Source organism: Serratia sp. JSRIV001, assembly GCF_019968745.1.
Lineage (GTDB): Bacteria > Pseudomonadota > Gammaproteobacteria > Enterobacterales > Enterobacteriaceae > Chania > Chania fonticola_B.
On record NZ_CP074147.1, the window covers coordinates 644,999 to 663,195 of the forward strand.

Annotated in this window: 11 protein-coding genes; all 11 read right to left on the reverse strand. The window is 57.0% G+C overall.

What is annotated here, in order from left to right:
* Positions 1–347: 347 nt before the first annotated feature.
* The 11 genes from KGP17_RS02850 to KGP17_RS02900 all read right to left on the reverse strand — a co-directional run bounded on the left by KGP17_RS02850 (position 348) and on the right by KGP17_RS02900 (position 17,977).
* Entirely contained in the window at positions 348–698 is a 351-nt protein-coding gene (locus KGP17_RS02850; RefSeq protein ID WP_223498820.1) for a hypothetical protein, read from the reverse strand.
* Positions 699–701: 3 nt separating this feature from the next.
* Positions 702–5,594 carry an RHS repeat-associated core domain-containing protein gene (locus tag KGP17_RS02855; protein WP_223498821.1) on the reverse strand — a complete coding sequence of 1,631 codons (4,893 nt, stop codon included), beginning with the start codon at positions 5,592–5,594 and terminating at the stop codon, positions 702–704.
* A gap of 10 nt (positions 5,595–5,604) precedes the next feature.
* Positions 5,605–6,393, reverse strand: a complete 789-nt coding sequence (locus tag KGP17_RS02860) for a DUF4123 domain-containing protein (protein ID WP_223498822.1) — start codon at positions 6,391–6,393, stop codon at positions 5,605–5,607.
* Entirely contained in the window at positions 6,390–8,687 is a 2,298-nt protein-coding gene (gene tssI / locus KGP17_RS02865; protein WP_223498823.1) for a type VI secretion system tip protein TssI/VgrG, read from the reverse strand. The genes KGP17_RS02860 and tssI overlap by 4 nt, the downstream gene beginning before the upstream one ends.
* A 20-nt stretch (positions 8,688–8,707) precedes the next feature.
* On the reverse strand, positions 8,708–10,453 hold the full coding sequence (tssF, locus tag KGP17_RS02870) for a type VI secretion system baseplate subunit TssF (RefSeq protein WP_071682752.1): 1,746 nt from the start codon (positions 10,451–10,453) through the stop codon (positions 8,708–8,710).
* Between the two features lie 18 nt (positions 10,454–10,471).
* The gene (gene tssG / locus KGP17_RS02875; protein WP_059199175.1) at positions 10,472–11,500 is read right to left on the reverse strand and encodes a type VI secretion system baseplate subunit TssG; all 1,029 of its coding nucleotides are present in this window, start codon (positions 11,498–11,500) and stop codon (positions 10,472–10,474) included.
* The gene (gene tssF, locus KGP17_RS02880; protein ID WP_223498824.1) at positions 11,497–13,239 is read right to left on the reverse strand and encodes a type VI secretion system baseplate subunit TssF; all 1,743 of its coding nucleotides are present in this window, start codon (positions 13,237–13,239) and stop codon (positions 11,497–11,499) included. Before tssF (KGP17_RS02880) ends, tssG begins: the two co-directional genes overlap by 4 nt.
* 24 nt (positions 13,240–13,263) lie before the next feature.
* The gene (gene tssC, locus KGP17_RS02885; protein WP_223498825.1) at positions 13,264–14,724 is read right to left on the reverse strand and encodes a type VI secretion system contractile sheath large subunit; all 1,461 of its coding nucleotides are present in this window, start codon (positions 14,722–14,724) and stop codon (positions 13,264–13,266) included.
* A 64-nt stretch (positions 14,725–14,788) separates the two neighbouring features.
* On the reverse strand, positions 14,789–15,052 hold the full coding sequence (locus tag KGP17_RS02890; RefSeq protein WP_223498826.1) for a PAAR domain-containing protein: 264 nt from the start codon (positions 15,050–15,052) through the stop codon (positions 14,789–14,791).
* A 230-nt stretch (positions 15,053–15,282) separates the two neighbouring features.
* The gene (locus tag KGP17_RS02895) at positions 15,283–16,683 is read right to left on the reverse strand and encodes a zinc-ribbon domain-containing protein (protein ID WP_223498827.1); all 1,401 of its coding nucleotides are present in this window, start codon (positions 16,681–16,683) and stop codon (positions 15,283–15,285) included.
* A gap of 304 nt (positions 16,684–16,987) precedes the next feature.
* A complete protein-coding gene (locus KGP17_RS02900) occupies positions 16,988–17,977 on the reverse strand; it encodes an inovirus-type Gp2 protein (protein ID WP_223498828.1) in 990 nt (329 codons plus the stop codon).
* Between the last annotated feature and the right edge of the window lie 220 nt (positions 17,978–18,197).

Here is an 18,197-nt window from a genome sequence, read left to right on the forward strand (position 1 = left end):
TACATTATACATGATGCAGAATCCACAATAAGGCAGAGAACAACAAAAGGGCATCCGCGTCAGTTGGCTCACGTCGCAGATGTGCTAATTTATGCGTGTGTCAGCGCGGCTGTGGGCATGCCCCACAGACCGAGCAGTAGGGCAGTCATCCGGCCCCAACGTTGATGTGAGGCAGGGTCTTAAAAACGATTGAGGCAGCAACGCTGCCATGCTCGCACCGAAGGTGCGCTACGTTCTATTACACGAAAGCTAAGTGGATGGCAGCATGGCTCACACTGCCCCACTTTTTTCATGCTCTCCTAATGCGACACAACCGATAAGGCCCCCTACATAGGACTTCCTGGTTTTTACTTATATGTATCTATATTTTCTGCACCTGCAATAAAGTAGTCCTGTAAGCAGCCTTGGATTTCTTCATTTTCATAGGATAATTTAAAATCACCATCAATATCATTAGGGAAGTGAGAGCCGTCAATAGTCCCTAGAATAACTGAGGAAGTGTCGGCTATGATTATTTTAAAAAAATCAAATATGGCATCCTTATCCTCTTGGTTTATTTTTGATATGGCATTCCTTGCTCTGGCATAAACATCTTTGCTATTGTCAGGAGCCTTGCTTAGCGCCTCCCTATATCTAGGGAGATTATCAAAAAAAAGCTCATTAAATATCGCGTCAACTACTTTTTTATCACTTGACATACATTATCTCCCAAGATTTTTGTTTTTTACTTCAGGATACATAGACTTATTCATGTCGATAAGTTCTTTGAGTTTAACCTTGGAAATATCTGGGTATACTCGCCGCAACTCCCTCACGTCTCTGGCTATGACATCTCTTGCAGAAGTAAATGGTTTTCCTGTTGCTGGATTATTCATACTTCTGGATACAATACCAACCCCCTCTTTAGATACCGTATGACCAACGTTAGGAACTAATATTGAAGGTGCTGTGATGGGATCATACTGATCAACTAAGTCCTTCATTATAGCTTTTTGACCGACATGATGAGCATCCAGTCCAAGATTTTTGCCTCTAACAGAACCTCTTAAATCACCGTAGCTACCAACATCCCAGGCTTGGGGAGCACTCGCTTTTAGCAGCTCTTCACAGTCCTTACTCGCCAGCCCCAGCGGATCCACCCACCCGGTAGGGTTAGGTACATACTGCGTCTGGTTCAGCCCACCAGCCAGCCCAATAGGGTCAGGGGTGATAAACCTTGCGGTCTCCGGCGAGTAATAGCGATACCGGTTATAGTGCAACCCGCTTTCAGCATCGAAGTACTGCCCCTGAAAACGCAGTGGTTGCGGCACAGATTCAATGAACGCTACCGCCAGATTGCCGTAGGCGCGGTACGCCGCGCTCCAGGCAATCTGTCCTTTGCCGTTGACCAGTTCCTGCGGGGTGCCCAGATGGTCATTCAGGTAGTAGTAAATCTCTGACTTGCGTCCTTTGCCCAGTAACTGCGCCAACGGCACAAAGCTGCCGGGGCTGTACAGGTAGCTTTTATAGGTCGCCAGGTGCGCCGGTTTTGGATCGTCCGCTGTGAAGATATTATCATCGTCGGCGCATTCTGCCACCATCCGCTCACCCTGCCAGAAGAACCGGGTTATGGCATCAGGCCGTTGGGCTAGTAGGTCCTGCTTTTGGATGCGTCGACCAAAGGCATCATAGGTATAGGCAAAATGGGTTTTCTGCCCCTGGCGTTGTTCAATGAACTCCACCAGCCGGTGCTGGCAGTCATAACGGAACTCCCGCACCCACAGTGGCTTGGTGCTGCGCACTTCACGTGTCAGGTTGCCAAACTCGTCATACTCGAACCGCACATCGCCTTTCTGCTTCAGCAGGTTGCCACGCACTTGTGTTCCACGGGAGGCAGCATCGTTCCCCAATACGTTACCCGCTGCATCGTGCGTAAACTGTTCACTGATACCCCGCCAGCGCAGCGCCTGCGGCAAGGCTTCGGGGTAGGCTATCGGGTGGTGCAGCGCTTCGGTCAGGCGATGTTGCTTATCGTAGCGGTATTCCCGGTTGCCTTTGTGCGGGTCGAGGATCTGCGTCAGGTTGCCTGCCGGGTCGTACTCGTAGCGGCGCTGCATCACCGGCGTCACGTCTGGGGCGTCACCCTCCAGTTCTGCCTGCACTACGGCAGTAGCACGTTGATGGCGCAGGCGTTGCTGCGCGTCATAATCAAACTCGCTTACCACCTCACCGGTGATGCGCCGGGTTTCCCGCTCGCCGCGATACTGGTGTTCACTCAGTATGCGGCCATTCAGGTCAATGCGTGAGACTTGCCCCTGTTGGTAGTGGTAAGCCAGCAGGTTGCCGTCGGGCAGACGTTGGCGTGTCAGGTTGCCCGCGCTGTCATAGCCGTAAAACAGGCTGGCAAAGCCCTGATACTCCTCCGTCAGTCGACCAACCTCATCATAGCCGTACGCCAATGGCCAATGCCCGTCATCCACCAGGCGCAGGCGGTTAAAACTATCGTAGGCGTAACTGACTTCCTTGCCGTCCGGCAACACTTTGCGAACTAGCCTACCGGCAGCATCCCGCTCGTAGCGAGTCACCAGTGCGGTCTGTTCACTCTGGCTGGTGCCGTACTCGGTGCGCTGGGTCAGGTGCCCGTTCAGGTCGTAGTCATAGAGGAAGTGGCGTCCGTCAACGGTGTGCTCTTCACTCACCAACCCGTTAGGGTGATAGGCCAGCCGATGATGTTCGCCGTTCTGGTTGATGATGTCGCTGACGAAGTTCTTCGGGTTGTCATAGCGGTATTCCACCTGGCTGAGGTCGGGGTAAATGACTCGGCTCACCAGATGGGAGTTTGGATGGTATTCGTATTGGGTGGTCAGCCCCTTTTCATCACGTTCGCTGGTCACCTTGCCGTAGGCGTTGTAACGGTAGTGGCGCACTGTGCCGTCAGGCGCGTGAATAGCCTCCAGCCGGTTGGCGGCATTCCAGGTATAAAGGGTGCCGTTGATCCCGGCCTCGTCCAGTGGGCTGTCGCTGTGCCGGATCACTTGCCCCAACAGGTTGTAACGATAATAGTGGGTCAGCCCGTTGCGTTGATGGTGCTCCAGCACCTGGCCAAAGGCATCGCGAACGAAGCGCTCGCGGCTGCCATCCGGGTATTGCACCTCGTTGAGTGCCCCTTGTGCAGACCACAGGTAGTGGCAGGTATTGCCCAACGCATCGGTTTCTTCCGTCAGGTTGCCCTGCGTGTCGTAGCGATACCGTTCACGGATCTTGTCCTCCTGATCGAGGCTCCAGGTGGTTTTCTCTACTACTCGGCCCCGCGAATAACGGTATTGGGTCTCTTGTCCGTCAGGAGTTCGCACCCAGGTGCACTGCAGTTCACCGTTATAGCCATATTCGGTGCGATTGCCCAACGGATCGGTTTCACTCAGCAGCTCACCGCGTTCACCGTATTCATTGAGGTGGGTCGCGCCGTCCGGGTCGACCTTCTTTATCAGGCGGCGAAAGCGGGTGTCATGTTGCCAGGTCTCCCGTGAACCGTCCTGATGGACCAGGGTGACGGCCCCGGGTTGCTCGTCCCACAGAAAACGCTGGTCAAGGTTCGGCAGGTTGCTCCAATGGCGCACCGCACGGGCCTGTTTGCTTTCCCCTTGCCATTCCCAATAAAACTCGGCCCCGCCAGCCAACTGCCGTAGGCTGAATACATAATCATCACGATACTGATAACGCTCGGCTTCCCCGGCCGCATTGATAGCGGCACTCAGTTGCCCCCGCTCATCGTACTCATAGGTCATCAGCGGATGGAGAGCCTCTTCCCGACCCGATTCAGGGGTCAGGCTCAGCTGCGTCAGGCGCCAGCCTTGAGGCAGCTCCTGATAGCTGAACTGCAAGGCTGCTCCAGCCGGATGTTCCAGCCGAACAGGTAAGCCATCGTGATAATGCAGGGTCAACCGCAACTGGCGGTGTGAAAGGCCGGTGATGAACCCGGTCGTTTGCCCCGTAACCCGATGCACATGCAACACCCAGCCTTCCATGCTACCGGCCATCAGGCAGTAGCTATTGGGCTCCTCGTCCAGATAGGCGGCGGCCCCGGCTACATAGTTAAGCCCACTTGGGGAAACTTCGGTAGGTAACGGCAGAATGGTGGTGAGGGTCTGGTGATCGGTCCAGTGCAGTTCATCACCGATAAACTCCACGTTATGCTGCAAGCTGTGGCTCCAGCCAAAACCAAACACCGATGTGCGTTCGACCGCGGTGGTGCGGTACTGACGCTGGAAGATAAAGGGCGTCAGGCCAATCAGTTGCCCATCGTCCAGAGTAAGCAACTCTTCGCCGTTGATCAGCGAGACCGGACAGCCGGTGCCGGGGGTGCACTGCGAGTTCACCGTGGGCTGGTCAGCCGCATTTGTCGCAGGGCTGTTTTTCACCGTGCCTGAGTTATCCACCAGACCAGTTTGGTTTGACGAACCCAGCTGGTTTTTCCGATCCTGTTTCAACTTGGCATTGGCCTGGCGCTTGAGGTTCATTTGGCGAGTCTTCTCAAAGAACCGTTTGACCAGTTCCAGGGTGGCAAACAGAATCGTCTTCAGCCCCTGCCAGACAGACTGCAATGCGCTGCCCAGTTTCTTGAGCAAGCTGCCTACCTTATAGATCAGGAACGCCACGCCCAACCCGGCGGTCACCAGGGTCAGCAGCGCCCCGAAGACAATGCCGACCAACGCATCGCTGATAATGGAACCCCCTATTTTTACCATCGGTTCCAGTAGTGCACCCCAGGGGTACATACGCACTTGCAGTTCCACCGAACGCATAAACAGGTACAACGCAGCTTCATCATTGAACAGCGCCAACAGCTCGCGGGCCATCTGCTTGCTGCCTTCCAGCAGGGACTTCAGTTTCTGTTCATCCAACTGGGTGATCAGATCTTTATACTTACCCGCTTCCGCATAGATTTTCTGCCCGTACTTTGCGGGGTCGGTGATCACGTCGTAGGCCAGTTTTACGTCGTCCCACAGCCCGAACATGCCGTCGTACAGCCCAGCGCCCAGCGCGGTCAACAGGCCTGCATTGATTGGGCTCAGCTGCCACTGAGGCCTGTAGGTCTGCCATTGCGTTGACAAGGTGTCGTACATCTCCAGCATCAGGCCGTCATAGGCTTGCAGCATCTGGTCATTGTGCTGCTCAAGCTGGGGATCGGTGGCTTTAACGTAATATTTCTTGCCCGCAGTCAGACCAGGGAAACGCGCTATGCCTTGCTCATCGGTCTGCTGGGTAGCCACCTTCGAGTCAAAACCAAAACTGACATCTTCATAGATCTCAATGGTCACATCGGGGATGGGGAGTTCGAGTGTAGACTCGTAGGCGAGGGCGACCTTGATCTCGCCACTCTTCGGGCAGGTCACTACGCTACTCTCAAAGCTGCGATCGTTTTCCGAGACCACGGTCTTGCTGTCGTTGAGCCGCAGGGTTTTTTCCATCTCCAGCGTCGGCCCACCTAATCGCCCGGAAATGCTGCTGGCCGTGGCCCACTCCTTGACGATCTGCCGATACTCTTGGGTGATCAGGGTCTTGTTTTTGAAGCCCAGCAAGGCATTGTCAATACTCGCAATATATTCGGTCGTCATAGTCCATTACTCACGGTCGAAAAGAGGAAACGTTGAAGGTGATCACCTCGAACGGATTGGTACGGCGGCTCAGCGCATCTACCAGGGCCTGGGATAGCCGTGCGGTTCGCTTCTTCGGATCTGGCGTCTGTTGCCAGACCTGTGGGTAAAGTCGCAGCGCTATCTGGCGCAAAACCGGTTCTGGCACGGCTTGATAGAGTTCAAACTCATTCTCGCGCAGCCAGGTCAGCTGGTTGGCGATCAGCGGTTCTGGATCTTCATCCAGCAATGCATCTACCATCCCTTGGGGCACCAGCCACCAGGGGCTAATCTGGGCCTGCGCAGAAGGATCCACTGGGCAGGTAAAACCCTCGCCGTTCACCCAGTAATCGGAGAACACCGGCAGGATAGTGCGCCACTCATCGCCAAAGTAGCGCAGGTAAGCTGGCAGATAACGCCCATCCCAATAGCGGAAAAACACCGCTTTGCCGCTGGGCATGATCACCTGCGTCAAACCGGCAAGGTGGGTCGCCAGGGCAGCCTGTGGCAAAGGCGAACGCGCCAGCCAGCCCCAGTTGCGCAGAGGCGTTTCAGCCACCCAGCGCAGGAATGGGCTGCCGTCAGTGAGCTGCACCATCACCGGCATCACTTCAAACCAGTTGGCATAGGGGGTGTTGGCATAAAGCCCATAAGGCGTGCGGCTGCCATCCTCCCGGTAATAGGCTTTGATACCTTCCGCGCCGTTGGTATTGGCCAGGATGGCATACAGCTGTGTTCCGGCCGTGTCTCTTACCCAGTCTTTTACCCGGTTTTTGCTCATGACTTTTTACCCATCTTTTTGAATAACGCGTCCCTATCCGCAGATTGCGAGCCTGTGAGCTTATCGCTGGCCATAGTCAAATAATCTTTACCTGTGGCACCCGACAGGTTGGCTACCTCAGCCATCGCGGCCAGTCCACTGATGGACAATGCGCCAACGTCAGGCAATGCGTGAGAAACACCGCCTGCCGAGGCCCAGCCACTGCCGGGCATCCCTTGAGCGCCACTGGCCGTTGCCGGTATCGCCCCACCAGATTGCTGTACGAAGCCGCTGGAGATATTCTTGCCGGGCGATGCCGCCGCAGGCGATCCCTCTATCGCGCAGCCGCCTTCTTTGCATTTTTCGCACTCTTCGCAGTACGGAGCGTCACTGCTGAGCACACCTTGCTGGATCAGCGTGGGGGCCGCCAGCAACGGCACCACGCCCGGCATCTTCAGATTGACGCCCTGACCGCTGCCCGCAGAACCGCTACCCACCTGCAACGATGACGAGGTGAAAATGGCCCCCGGGGCCAGCTTGATAAAGCTCCCCCCGGCCTTGAGCGTCAGCTCACTGCCCGCCGAGAGGGTGATTTTGGCCCCGGCTTCTACCGACACTTCCTGACCCGCCTTCACCACGTAGGCACTGCCGACTTGCAAATGGGATTCGCCGTCGGCCAGTTCGGACTTTTTGCCGCTGGTATGCAGAGTGAGTTCGCCCTTGATGCGGCTTTCCCGGTTGCCTTCGATGTCACTCAGGCTGTTACCGCCAATCTTGCTGCTCTGGTTGGCGCGGATATCCCAGTGCGCATCGTTGTTGACCAGGGCCTTGAGGTCTTTCTGCGCGTGCAGGTAAATCTCCTCGCTGCCCGCTTCATCCTCAAACGACAGTTCGTTAAAGCCCTCGGCCTTGTGCGATTTGGTGCGCCAGACCGATTTGGTCTTGTTGGCGGGTAGCGGGTAGGGCGGTTTATTCAGGCCGTTGTAGTAACGTCCGCTCACCACCGGGCGATCGATATCGCCGTTCAGGTAGCTGATCAGCACTTCCTGGCCAATCCTTGGCAGCGTCACTGAGCCAAAACCGTCCCCCGCCCACTGGTTGGAGACCGGCACCCAGCAGGAGGCTTTTTCATCCGCCGGATCGTAACGGTTCCAGTGGAAATGCACCCGCACCCAGCCCAGTTCGTTGACGTACAGCTCCTCGCCCTTTGGCCCGACGATCGTGGCCACCTCGTCCCCGTCGGCCAGCGGTTTGTAACGGTAGCTTGGCCGCCAGTCGATATTCCCCGGCGCAAAGGTCAGCGAGTTGGTGAAGGTGGTACCGCTGCCGTTACTCTCTTCTTCCAGCGCAGCGGGCTGTTCCCCACGGTGGCTGACGGTGATCACCTGCCAGCGATCGTTACGCGCCTGCACCGGGTGGCCCTGCAAGGTAAAAATCGTGCCCGGCATCAGCCGGATGCTGTTGGTTTCTGCCGCGCCCTGTTGGGTGCCCGCTTGCATGGCCTCCAGCCGCACGGCGCTGAGCTGCGGCCCGGTCTGGTCATCCTGATAACGGCCATAGCTCTCAAATACCGAGTATTGGGTGGCTTCACCACCCAATGCAGGGTCGCTCTGCTTAAACTGCAGAGGATGGTCGGGCCGCCGGTGTTCGCGATCTTTAAGCACGCTTTCCCGTGACTGCATGAACGCCCCCAGGGTCAGCCGATGGGCAATGTCGCCCTGGGTTGGCGACTGGATATGCGGGTTGAAGGTCAGCGGGATACCTTCCGTCATGCTCAGGTGCGAATCGCCATACACCAGTTCGTTATCTTCAAACCAGAAGCTGATCCCCACCTCGGCCATCAGCCGTAGGATGAAGTCCAGGTCGCTTTCGCGCTTCTGGGTCACGTACTCACGCGGTGGATAGGTCTGCTGGATATGGCTCTGATAAGGGATGCGGTGTTCGTCCAATACCTGATTGACGATGTCCGGTACCGACAGGAAATGGAAGATCCGGCTGTCCTGTTTCAGGCTCAGTACCCAGACATCCGGGCGGATCACCGCCTGATAGTAGGTGCGACGAAAACCGCTTTCCCCCTGAGTCAGGCTGGCGATCAGCCCAGGGATCGTGCGCTGTTCCTTGCCACTGACGGTGACGGTCAATGCCCCCGGCTGCAGCAACTGTGCTTCCAGTTCGATGTCTGACCGGGTGCTGACCAGGTTTACCGTCAAGGTAAACAGGGTCGACAACCCTTCTTCCAGGGTAAAACCGGCCACGTCAAAGGTGTCCGGAGGCAGTTCACCGAGTTGGCTGCTGAAAAATAATCCGCTGTCCATCGTTCACTCCTTGTGGTGTCTCACATCATGGCTCGTTGGCCGCGTGCCAGGGGCAATGCCCAGCGCCGTTGTGAAGGTTCGGTTATCACATCCAGCAGCAGGAAGCTGTTGGTGGTCAGGCAATGGGTAAAGAAGACGCTCAGCGCCGCCGCAAAGGTGTAGGCTTCGCCGGGGCTGTCGAACGCCTGATCGTCGAGCGTCAGGGTCATCTGCAAACCGCGCCGCAGCCGTTCCCCCATCAGGGTATTCACCGGTTCGGTCTTGACGGCGGTGATGCCCTCCACCGCCCGGCGAATGTGCCGGACCTGGGGCAGGTTATGTCGGGCGTGCAGGCAAAAATCGTCGATCGCCCGCTGTACCGTTTCCCGGTGGTTGAGGAGCGCGGGGCTGAACGACAGGCAGGCCATCAGCCGCCAATGGTGATGGCTGTCCACCACCGCCGGGTACGGGGTCGAAAATCGGGTGACGGTAGTGACGTCCAAAGTGTCGGTCACCGCCATGCCGAGCAGGAAAGGGGAGCCAAGCGGTAACGTGGGAGATTGCGCCGAGGTGGTGAGCAGGTCACAGACCACGGCCCGGCAAGGGGGCTCTGTCAGCGGTTCTCCTGCACTGTTGCACAACACCAGTTCATGCTGCATCCGCCCCAGGACATCACCACTGACCCGGACGGTGTAAAACAGCGCCAACCCGGCGTCGGGTGCATAACGCGATTCCGGCGTCAGTTCGCTGTCGGGTTGGAATTGCACCCGTCGGCCCCGCCGCAGGGTATCCGGCTCTTCCAGCATGCTGACGCCGGTGATGGCATACACCCAGCGATCGTCGGCATACGGTAGCGGGTAAACGCTCTGCCCGGGTAGCAGCCGTATGGGGGCGCTTTTCTGTTCCGCCAGGCTGATCACCGGGACGCAGTGCAGCATAAAGGCCGACGCCAGTTGGGCCTGGGTGAGCGGGATCTCCCCGTTGAACGTGAGGATGACGGTAAAGGTGCGGCTATTCCCCAACGTCAGCCCTGAGTGCATCGGGCCAAAATCCAGCGTCAGGAAATCATTCACATGGGGCAGGTACAGGTATTCGGCCAGGCTCTGCAGCGCCCAGGTGGTTTCCCCCTCGTGTGGCAGAATGCGGTTATCCGCAGTTGGCCGTGGGGAAGATAACACCGTCTCCAACACCCATTGTCGTCCTTCCACCTGTAGCACGGGCCGGTCCTGATGCTGTTCACACCACAGGGTCAGCGTCGCTGCCACCTGTGGATCATCGCCCAGAAACAGCGATAGCGGCTGGGTTGGCCAGGTGTCACCCGGCCCCTGGTACTGAAACGTGAGGCGGATCTCGCTGTGGGAGTGGGTGACCAGCAACTGCCGGTCAATCAGGGCCAGCGGCTGCAGCGTCAAGGCATGGCAGGTCTGGAACACCTGCGTACGTCCATCGGACAACAAGGAGAGCGATTCTCCGGCGGGCAAGGTTAACGGCGCATCCAGCGTGCTGGCTTTGGCGCTGACGTTCACCACGCCACAGGCTGGAATAGGCCGCAAGGGGAAGGGCCAGGTACGCTCAAGATGCCCCTGCGTGACCTCGGGGAAGCCGTCCTCCAGGCGTTGACGCAGGCCGGCATTCAGCATTGCCGCCCCCTGGATCAGGCATTCCACATCCGGATCGCCGGCATGGCGACCCAGTTGCGCGGCCAGTGCGGGTTTTTCCTGCCCCACCTTGTCCGCCAGCGCACGCAGGTAGGCATGTTCCTCTCTGAGATGATCGGTAAAGTTCATATCAATCCTTGACGTTGGCTACCTGCGCACAGGCAACAGGGTGTAGGGTTTCTCTTCGGGTTGCCCCACAAAGGTGGTCCACCCCAACTGGGTCCGCTGTGTGTCGCCGAGCTTCAGCCCCCCGGCCTGATGCCGTGCCAGCGTCAGGCGCAGATCCCAGACCAGCGGTTCGCGCAGGATGTACTCGACAAAATTGACCAGCAGGCGATGCTGCTTACCGTCAGGTAAAAACGACAGGTACTGTTCCTGCGTGAGCTCATTGATCGACAGTTGAAATTTGACGCTGCGATCGCGCATCCGGCTGCCGATCACAAAGTTGCCCCCCAGCAGCGAACGGGGTTGATGGCGTTGTCCGCGTACGGCGGTGACCTGGCCCAAGCGATTTTGCTGCTCGTCACTCAACGTCATGACGTGGGGCATACAAGACTGCACCGTCACGTCTGGGAGTGAAAAGAAGTGACCGACCAGGCGAGCGATCACCTCCGGCGAACGGCCCGGTGAGGCCAGCAGACCGGCGTAGGCCAGCATGGCTTCGGCGTTGATTCCCAACTGCTCTCGCGTCTGCGGATGGCCCAGGCCTATCAGGGCAAAAATACGCCCTGAGGTGGCATCGCGGCCCCCCGGTTTAAAGGTGATCTCATAGCGGTATTTGCGCCAAATCTGGTGCGCCAACGACAGAGGCCGATGGTTGAACACCGCCAGAAAATCGTTGAGCCGCGTTTCTCCCTGTGCCGTGCTCCCGGCAATGTCATCCAGGTAGTAATAGGGCAAGGGCGACTGGCTGCCTTGCAGGCCCAGAAAACTCACCTCCAGGCGCAGCGGCCCACCTGGCTCATGTTGCAACGCCACCACATCGCTGGCGGCAAAGCCCAACCCGGCAGCGGCGGTAAAGCGCAACGCCTCCCGGTTCGGCGGCAGGCCGAGCGTGCGGGCCGGATCGATGCCTGCCAGCCGGTTCAGCCCTTCCACCAGGCGGTAGAAGTCATACTGGCTAACGTTATCGGCGATAACCTGGAGCTGCTGCTCCTGCTCTGCACTGGGGATCATAGAAAGCGGTAAGACTCCTGATTATCTTGGTTAACCACGGTGAGGGTATGGAAATGGTTGACGCTGGCGCGCTGGGCCAGGAACCGTGCCAGTACCCGGCCATACAGATAGAGCTCGCCTTCCGAGTCAAACGCCCCTTGGAGCCGCACCGTAAGCACCGAGGCCAGGCCATCGATCGGCACACCGTCGATATGACGTTCAGCCGGGCGTACGGTCAGGCTGAGTAACCCCGCCCTGCGCCGCCGGGAGACCCCTGCCGCCAGTTCACTGTGCCAGGCGGGTAGATCGCAGGCGCTCAGCACCTGCCGCAGCGCCGTTAGCGTCAGCAGTGAGCGGCTGTTCAATGAGAGATTGCGCAGCAGGGCCGCCTGCAAGGTGGCATCCAACCTTGGGCTCAGGGGGACCGACGGGCGGGTGATATTGTGTACGCGCACCCCCGGCGGGCAGCCGGTGGCCGGTTGGCGGAGTTCTCCTACTTTCAGGTGCAACGGCAGGCGGCGGTGGCTGCATGTGAGCCGTACGGACACCGATTCCGGCGGCAGGTTGTCCAGGTTTTCTCCGTGGCGGATCAACGCCAGGTGATGGTTCAAGCCCCCCACGGGCGATGAGGTGACCCGCACATGGTAATACCCCGCATCTTGTTGCTGGCTGAAGCGTTCAAACGGCGCATAGCGGCGGGGGACATCACTCAGGGCTGATACGCCGGTCACTTCATCCACCGAGAACACGTCGTAATCCTCAGGATGGCGCACGCTGGGGAATAACGGCAGCTCTGACTGCGTACCATCGAGGCTGATCCCGTCAGCGTAATGGCTAAACAGGTTGATGGCGGGCGTGCAATGCAGGCGCACCGTCTGGCGGTTGATAACCAGGGCAGAAGGCAAAGGCCGGGAGAAGGTGAACCGCAGGGTAAAGCCGTGAGAGGCTGATAGCGGAGGTAGGCTAGGGAAGCCCGTTACGTCCATAAATAAAAAGGCGTTGGGGAAGCAGGCGTGCTCTTGCAGCAGGCGATAGCCGGGGTCGGCATTCTGTGGCCAGGGCAGCAGGGCCTCTTCGTCGTTGAAACCGACCGGGGTGAGTGCGAGCTCAGGCAGCGGCCACGTCTTTCCCCCCACTTCCAGCGTGGCGTGGCTCAGGTATTCACTCAGCCACAAATGCAGCTGTTGCCCGGTATGCAGGTCTTCCCCCAGATACAGCCGCAGGCCGTTCAGGGTAGTGAGATCCAGGGGCCGATCCGCCGTGGTGACCAGTTGCAGACACAGGCTGTCATGGCCGTGCCGCTGCTCGCGGCTTACCGCCTGCATCTGTAACGGCCACAGCCGGGTATCACGGCAGGTGCGGAAATGGCACCGCAGCGTTTCCTCACCGGTTGTCACTGGCAACGGAATACTGACCACCGTGGCCCCCTTGGCGATCTGGGGGCAAGCCTGCGCGGGATCCGACAGGTAATCCTGCTGCCATTCCAGCACGGTCATGCTCGGGGTGGGTCGCAGAAAATAGGGCCACAGCAGGGCCAGCATATGGTGGGTGAGGTTCGGTAGCTGGTCTGCCAACTGCCCCTCTAACTGCCCGGTCATCCAGGCCATTCCCTCCAATTGCCGCTCCACATCGGGATCGTGGTTGGATGCGGTCAGGAAGGAAACCAGCGGGGCATGTGTTTGTTGCAGCACCTCGGCAGCCTGGTGTAGCGCTTTGCGCCGACGGGCTGGAGGGAATTGCCGATGTTTGTTCTGGTTCATGCGCAAGACTTCCTGTCTTGGAGGTTATTTATCCAGACGCCCGGTCAAGGCGAGGACGAAGTTGGAGCCCATGTGTTTGAAATGCGGCTGCACATGCAACTGTGTCAGATACCAGCCGGGATCATTCGCGACTTCCTGCACCTCAATGCGTGCAGCGCGTAACGGGCGGCGGCTGCGAACGCTGGCTGGTGGGTTCTCCTGATCGGAGACAAAGCGTTTTAACCAGTTGTTGAGCTGATGCTGCAGGTCTCCCCGATTGCGCCAGCTACCCAGCCGCTCACGCTGCAGCACTTTGATGGTGTGCGCCAGCCGGGTAATGATAAACAGGTAAGGCAGTTGCGCCCCCAACTGGTCATTGACCCGAGCGTTCATCCCTTCAGGCGTGAGGTCGGTATATTGCGGCGACTGGATTGAGTTGGCCGAATAAAACACCACGTCCTGCCCTTGTTTGCGCACCCCAAGTGGAATAAACCCGGCCATCGACAAGCGGTACTGCCACTGGTCCGACAGCAGCGTCTCGGTTGGGATCTTCTCTTGCCAACGCCCCAGCGCCGCATAGTAGCGAGCGGGCAGGTTACGGAACGCTCCGCCGCTCTCCGCCCCGATAATATTCGGGCACCAGCGATAACGGGCAAAGCTGCCCGCCAGGCAGAGCGCCAGTAAAAAGGCGCTGTTGCCCCACAGCAGGTGCTGATGGGTTCCGATCTGTTCCTGATAGACAAACTGCCGGACCTGTTGTGACGCCGGGGTATAAGGCTCGCGCTGCAAGAATCGGCACACGGTCAGCCCCAGATAGCGGGCATCCGGGGTAGCCCGGAGCGCCTGCCAGCGGATATGTGTCGGTGCAGCCATGACCGCGTCCAAATCAAGAATGGCGGGCAGGTCGGCTAATGAATCAACGCCGAAGAAGGTGGCGTCTGCCGCCGACAGAAACGGTGCATGCGCCATGGCGCTGACCACGCTCAGGTAGTGCAGCAGTTTGATATCGGCGGCACCGGGGGTGAAATCATAGCAGCCAATCACCGCCGCTACCGGCACTCCACCAAACTGGCCGTAGCCTGCCGAATAGACATGCTGGTAATAGCCCGAGGAGGTAATGTCTGGGGAGAATTCGAAATCCGCCAGCAGTTCTTCCTGGGTGGCATGGAGCAGCGTCAGTTGAATGTTTTCATGAAACGGGATGTTATCGACCAGCAGGGCCAGCCAGCGCCAGGTCGATTCCAGGCGCTGAAACGCCGGAGCATGCAGGATCGCATCCATCTGGGCACTCAGGCGCCGATCCAGTTCACGCAGCAGGCGATCAATCAGCAGAATATTGAGAGTGACGCCACGGCCTTGCTCCGGCAAGGTGCCCAGTAACAACGCGATATCCGCGTGGCTCACCGTATATTCAGTGCCGTTCAACGGTGCGAGCAGCCAGGCAACCCGTGGGGTGTACGGTTGAAAAACGGTGGGTTCGGTCTCTAACGTATCTAACGTTGCCAAGGCATCCTTGCTCCCTGTGCTCCTGCCGTTCTGGCAGAGTGATTAGCGCTGAACGAAATCCCCGTCAGGCGTTACATTCGTGTTGTGAAGCTATCAGAGAAGCTCCACAGGCGGTTTTCATTCCTTCCACTGCCACCTGTACCCCAACGACCTGTACAGTTGAGGCCCCCATCACTATGGGAAATACGCCTTTGCATAGCGGGCAGGACACCAGATGCCCCACCAGCGCTACGTTGGTGCCGCAGTACTGCATCACTGATGATCCCTGTAACACCACTCCACCATGAGAGGTTTTGTCGCCTTGTAAAATCACGGCCTTCCCTGCCATATGCCCCCCATACTTGGCAATTTCTTATCAGATTACAGGATGTTTTGAATTGAAAGAAGCAGAAAGATAATAGTCATTAATGGATTTGTGAGCAGTATGGGATACGGTGAATCTTTTAGCATCATACGGGTTAATTAGTGACGCTCTGGTTGTGTACCTTGTATGTCGTTATGTATATCGTCAGCAACGTAGGGTACCAAAACCTCAGGGCCTGACGAGCTAAGTCCTTGCTATGATGGTGGAGTACACGCTGAATCAAAACGCATCATACCGAATGCGGATAGCTCTTTTGGTAACACTAGGCGAGCGCAAAAATCCATCTCGGTCATGGCTGTCAAAACCCACTTGACCTCGTTAAGGGTATCTCCACGCTGGGGCAATACCGAAAGGCACCCCGGATAACGATATTCTCCCTGTTCGGCCTCATTAGCGTAGTAACGTCCATTACCCTGTGTCACCGTCTGTTGCCAGTATTCACCCATCAGTGCTGCCAAGGCGGGGCCCGTATCCGACTGTTCGATAGGAAAGAAAACTATCACATGGACGAAATACCCTTTCAACTTGCCATATTCAAGGTGCCAGAAGGCTCCTATAGCGTGCGTCAGTTTATTTTGGGTGTGGATGTCACGCAGGAAATGCTGCAGGTCCTCTGTGATGCGAGCCAGTGGCGTATCGGTCTGTTGATAAGCGAGCTCAATCCCTACCATGGCGAAAGATGGGGAGCTAGTATGGAGTTCAGACAGCCACCGACATGCTGCCAGTCGGTTCTGGTATCCCTTTTGCAACCAGTGGGCCAGTGCCTGCTGATGCGTGTTGTCGAGGTATTCTACCCGCAGGTTTTGTATCAGACTCATGCAAAGGGCTTCATTCCCTCTCGCGTCCTCTTCAGTTTGACTGATAAGTTCAGCACATCGCTGCAAGGTTGGATGGAGCGTACGATGCTCGAGGCAATCGTTCGTGACCGATATCAGCCGCTGGCACACCGAGTGCGCGGTATAAGAATTCATCGGAATTGCCTTCATGCCCGATAACAGGCTGTGTAGCAGGAGATACGGCTCGGTCAGTCGGTCAAGGTCACTTGTGACACCAGGATGGAGCACGCCACGCTCCTCAATAGGGAGCAAGGTCGAGAGGGTCAGATGGGCGAAATAGCGATTCTGTTCGGTAGGGGATAATCCCAGAGGGGCCGTATCGATAGTGACCATTTCAGCGTCCCGGTTGCTGATTTCAGTGGTGTAATGGGTGTCATCGCAATACAGGCAGGACTTTTTACCATAATAGTCACGGTCACACATCACACAGAAGTAATGCTGTAGCCCTGGAAAACCCAAGGTGTCATCGTCACGTTGCCTGTTTTCCTGAACTGCCTGCGCAAAGGGAGTGGGCGGTTTAGTAGATTGAAAATGTGACGATGGAAGTAAATAGGTGCACGTGTCGAGTGTATGGAACGAGCAGTGCTCAAGGTCATGCTCAAAGTATCGGCCTGCCGTATGCGTCAGGTGGAGCCGCAGTGGGTTACCGCAACTGATACAGTGATAAGGGGTCTGAGGATTGAGTGACAGGTCGTCCGCTGACACGGTACTGCCATCCCCGGTACTGCCGGTCGTGATTTTCTTGAATTGCATGAACATGAAAGATTCCTGAATGCATCTGGTAGCAAATACCTGTCCATTGGGCATGACCGGAGCGACGTCGTGGTGCGGCGATGCTGGTAAACGCGCCGGGTGTCTGGGATAACGGTCAGCAACAGGGTGGAGCGTATAGTGGGCGTGGTTAATCCGGCTGACTTACAGCCGCAAACGCGAGGGGAAGCTTTGTCATTAAATTGGGGAGTGTTGTAAAAAAATACCTATGCGTTACAGCGCCTTATTTGTTACTGGATGTAGTGGTTGATTGAATTGGAAAAGGTTGGTCACTTAAGAGGTTGAAACCGACTTATCGTGCACGGGGACGCCCACGGCGAATTGCTGAAGAGTGAGCTATCTCCCCTCGCCCAAAGGACCGGGCACCGTTTGGCAACGTCAGGCGGGCGTAGGTATCGACTTTGCACAGGTATCGGACCGCGATGTTCAAGCCTTTGCGTTTGGCTGTGTCGGTATAGTGAAGCAAGCCAATCCCCGGGAAGCGATAACGTGCCTTGTCGGCATTACAGTTGTGGTAATGCCCCGCCCCTGCGGTAATGACGTCTCGCCAGTATTCGCCCAGCAGCCGAGCCAGCGTCACGTCCTGTCGGACCCGTGCACCGTCGTAGAACACCAGCAGGTGATAGTGAAAGCCCCTGTAGCGTCCGTATTCAAGCTTCCAGACATAGCCCACACAGGCTTGAAACAGGCGGTGTGCCTGCAGGTTCTTGAAGAAACGCTGACGATGCTGGCGGGCTAATTCAGCGGTTATCGTCGCTTTGGTATTATTGCGATAAGACAGGTCAACCCGGACAGCCAGTAGTCGGGCATGCTGTTCAAACAGGGCTTCAGTGTACCGAAGGGCACCGCACAGATTCTTCCTGGCTGCACGTTGGTATTGGCGAGATTGCCGCTTGTGTGACGGCGTCTTCAGCCCAGACCTGAATTGTCGAACAAAGGTATTCAAGCGCGCTGCCAGTCGTGCCATGGCATCAGGGGTACTATCCGTCATGGTCAGATACTGTTGAATGTTGTGCTGCCCCGCCAACCGCTGGAATAACGTCAAGGCAGGGTGAAACTCGCGTCGCTCGTCGTTTGCAGCATTCAGTGACCGAAGTCCCTTCAGCGCGAGCAATATCCGCTCCCCTGCTGCGGTAGATTTTAATGACGCGTAATGGGCCGATGGAGCGTACTGCACCCTGAATTCATCACGGTCTGATTTGGCGATATATTGTATGTCTTTGAAGAGATAAAGCAGTTCTTCAAGGTAATTACCATCATGGGTAACGTATATAGCCGACACAGGGTCTTCATTGATGCTGGTCGACAGCGTCAGGTATTTATCATAATTCATGGTCATGGTTATTTACCTCAATAGTGATGAGTGATAGAGACATAAGCAGAGTCACGAGAGACTCTGCGTTGTTGCTGAAGTAGGGGAAGAGATGGATATTAACAAATGTCGTCAGTCACTCTGCGTTATAAGGTGATGTGCTCTACATGGACAGGCAGTGCAGATTGCA

What these genes read in the sequence shown, in the direction of transcription:
- KGP17_RS02860 (WP_223498822.1), bottom strand. Translation starts at nt 6,393, where the DNA reads ATGAGCAAAAACCGGGTAAAAGACTGGGTAAGAGACACGGCCGGAACA.
- KGP17_RS02895 (WP_223498827.1), bottom strand. Translation starts at nt 16,683, where the DNA reads ATGTTCATGCAATTCAAGAAAATCACGACCGGCAGTACCGGGGATGGC.
- tssI (WP_223498823.1), bottom strand. Translation starts at nt 8,687, where the DNA reads ATGGACAGCGGATTATTTTTCAGCAGCCAACTCGGTGAACTGCCTCCG.
- KGP17_RS02855 (WP_223498821.1), bottom strand. Translation starts at nt 5,594, where the DNA reads ATGACGACCGAATATATTGCGAGTATTGACAATGCCTTGCTGGGCTTC.
- tssF (WP_071682752.1), bottom strand. Translation starts at nt 10,453, where the DNA reads ATGAACTTTACCGATCATCTCAGAGAGGAACATGCCTACCTGCGTGCG.
- KGP17_RS02850 (WP_223498820.1), bottom strand. Translation starts at nt 698, where the DNA reads ATGTCAAGTGATAAAAAAGTAGTTGACGCGATATTTAATGAGCTTTTT.
- tssG (WP_059199175.1), bottom strand. Translation starts at nt 11,500, where the DNA reads ATGATCCCCAGTGCAGAGCAGGAGCAGCAGCTCCAGGTTATCGCCGAT.
- tssF (WP_223498824.1), bottom strand. Translation starts at nt 13,239, where the DNA reads ATGAACCAGAACAAACATCGGCAATTCCCTCCAGCCCGTCGGCGCAAA.
- KGP17_RS02890 (WP_223498826.1), bottom strand. Translation starts at nt 15,052, where the DNA reads ATGGCAGGGAAGGCCGTGATTTTACAAGGCGACAAAACCTCTCATGGT.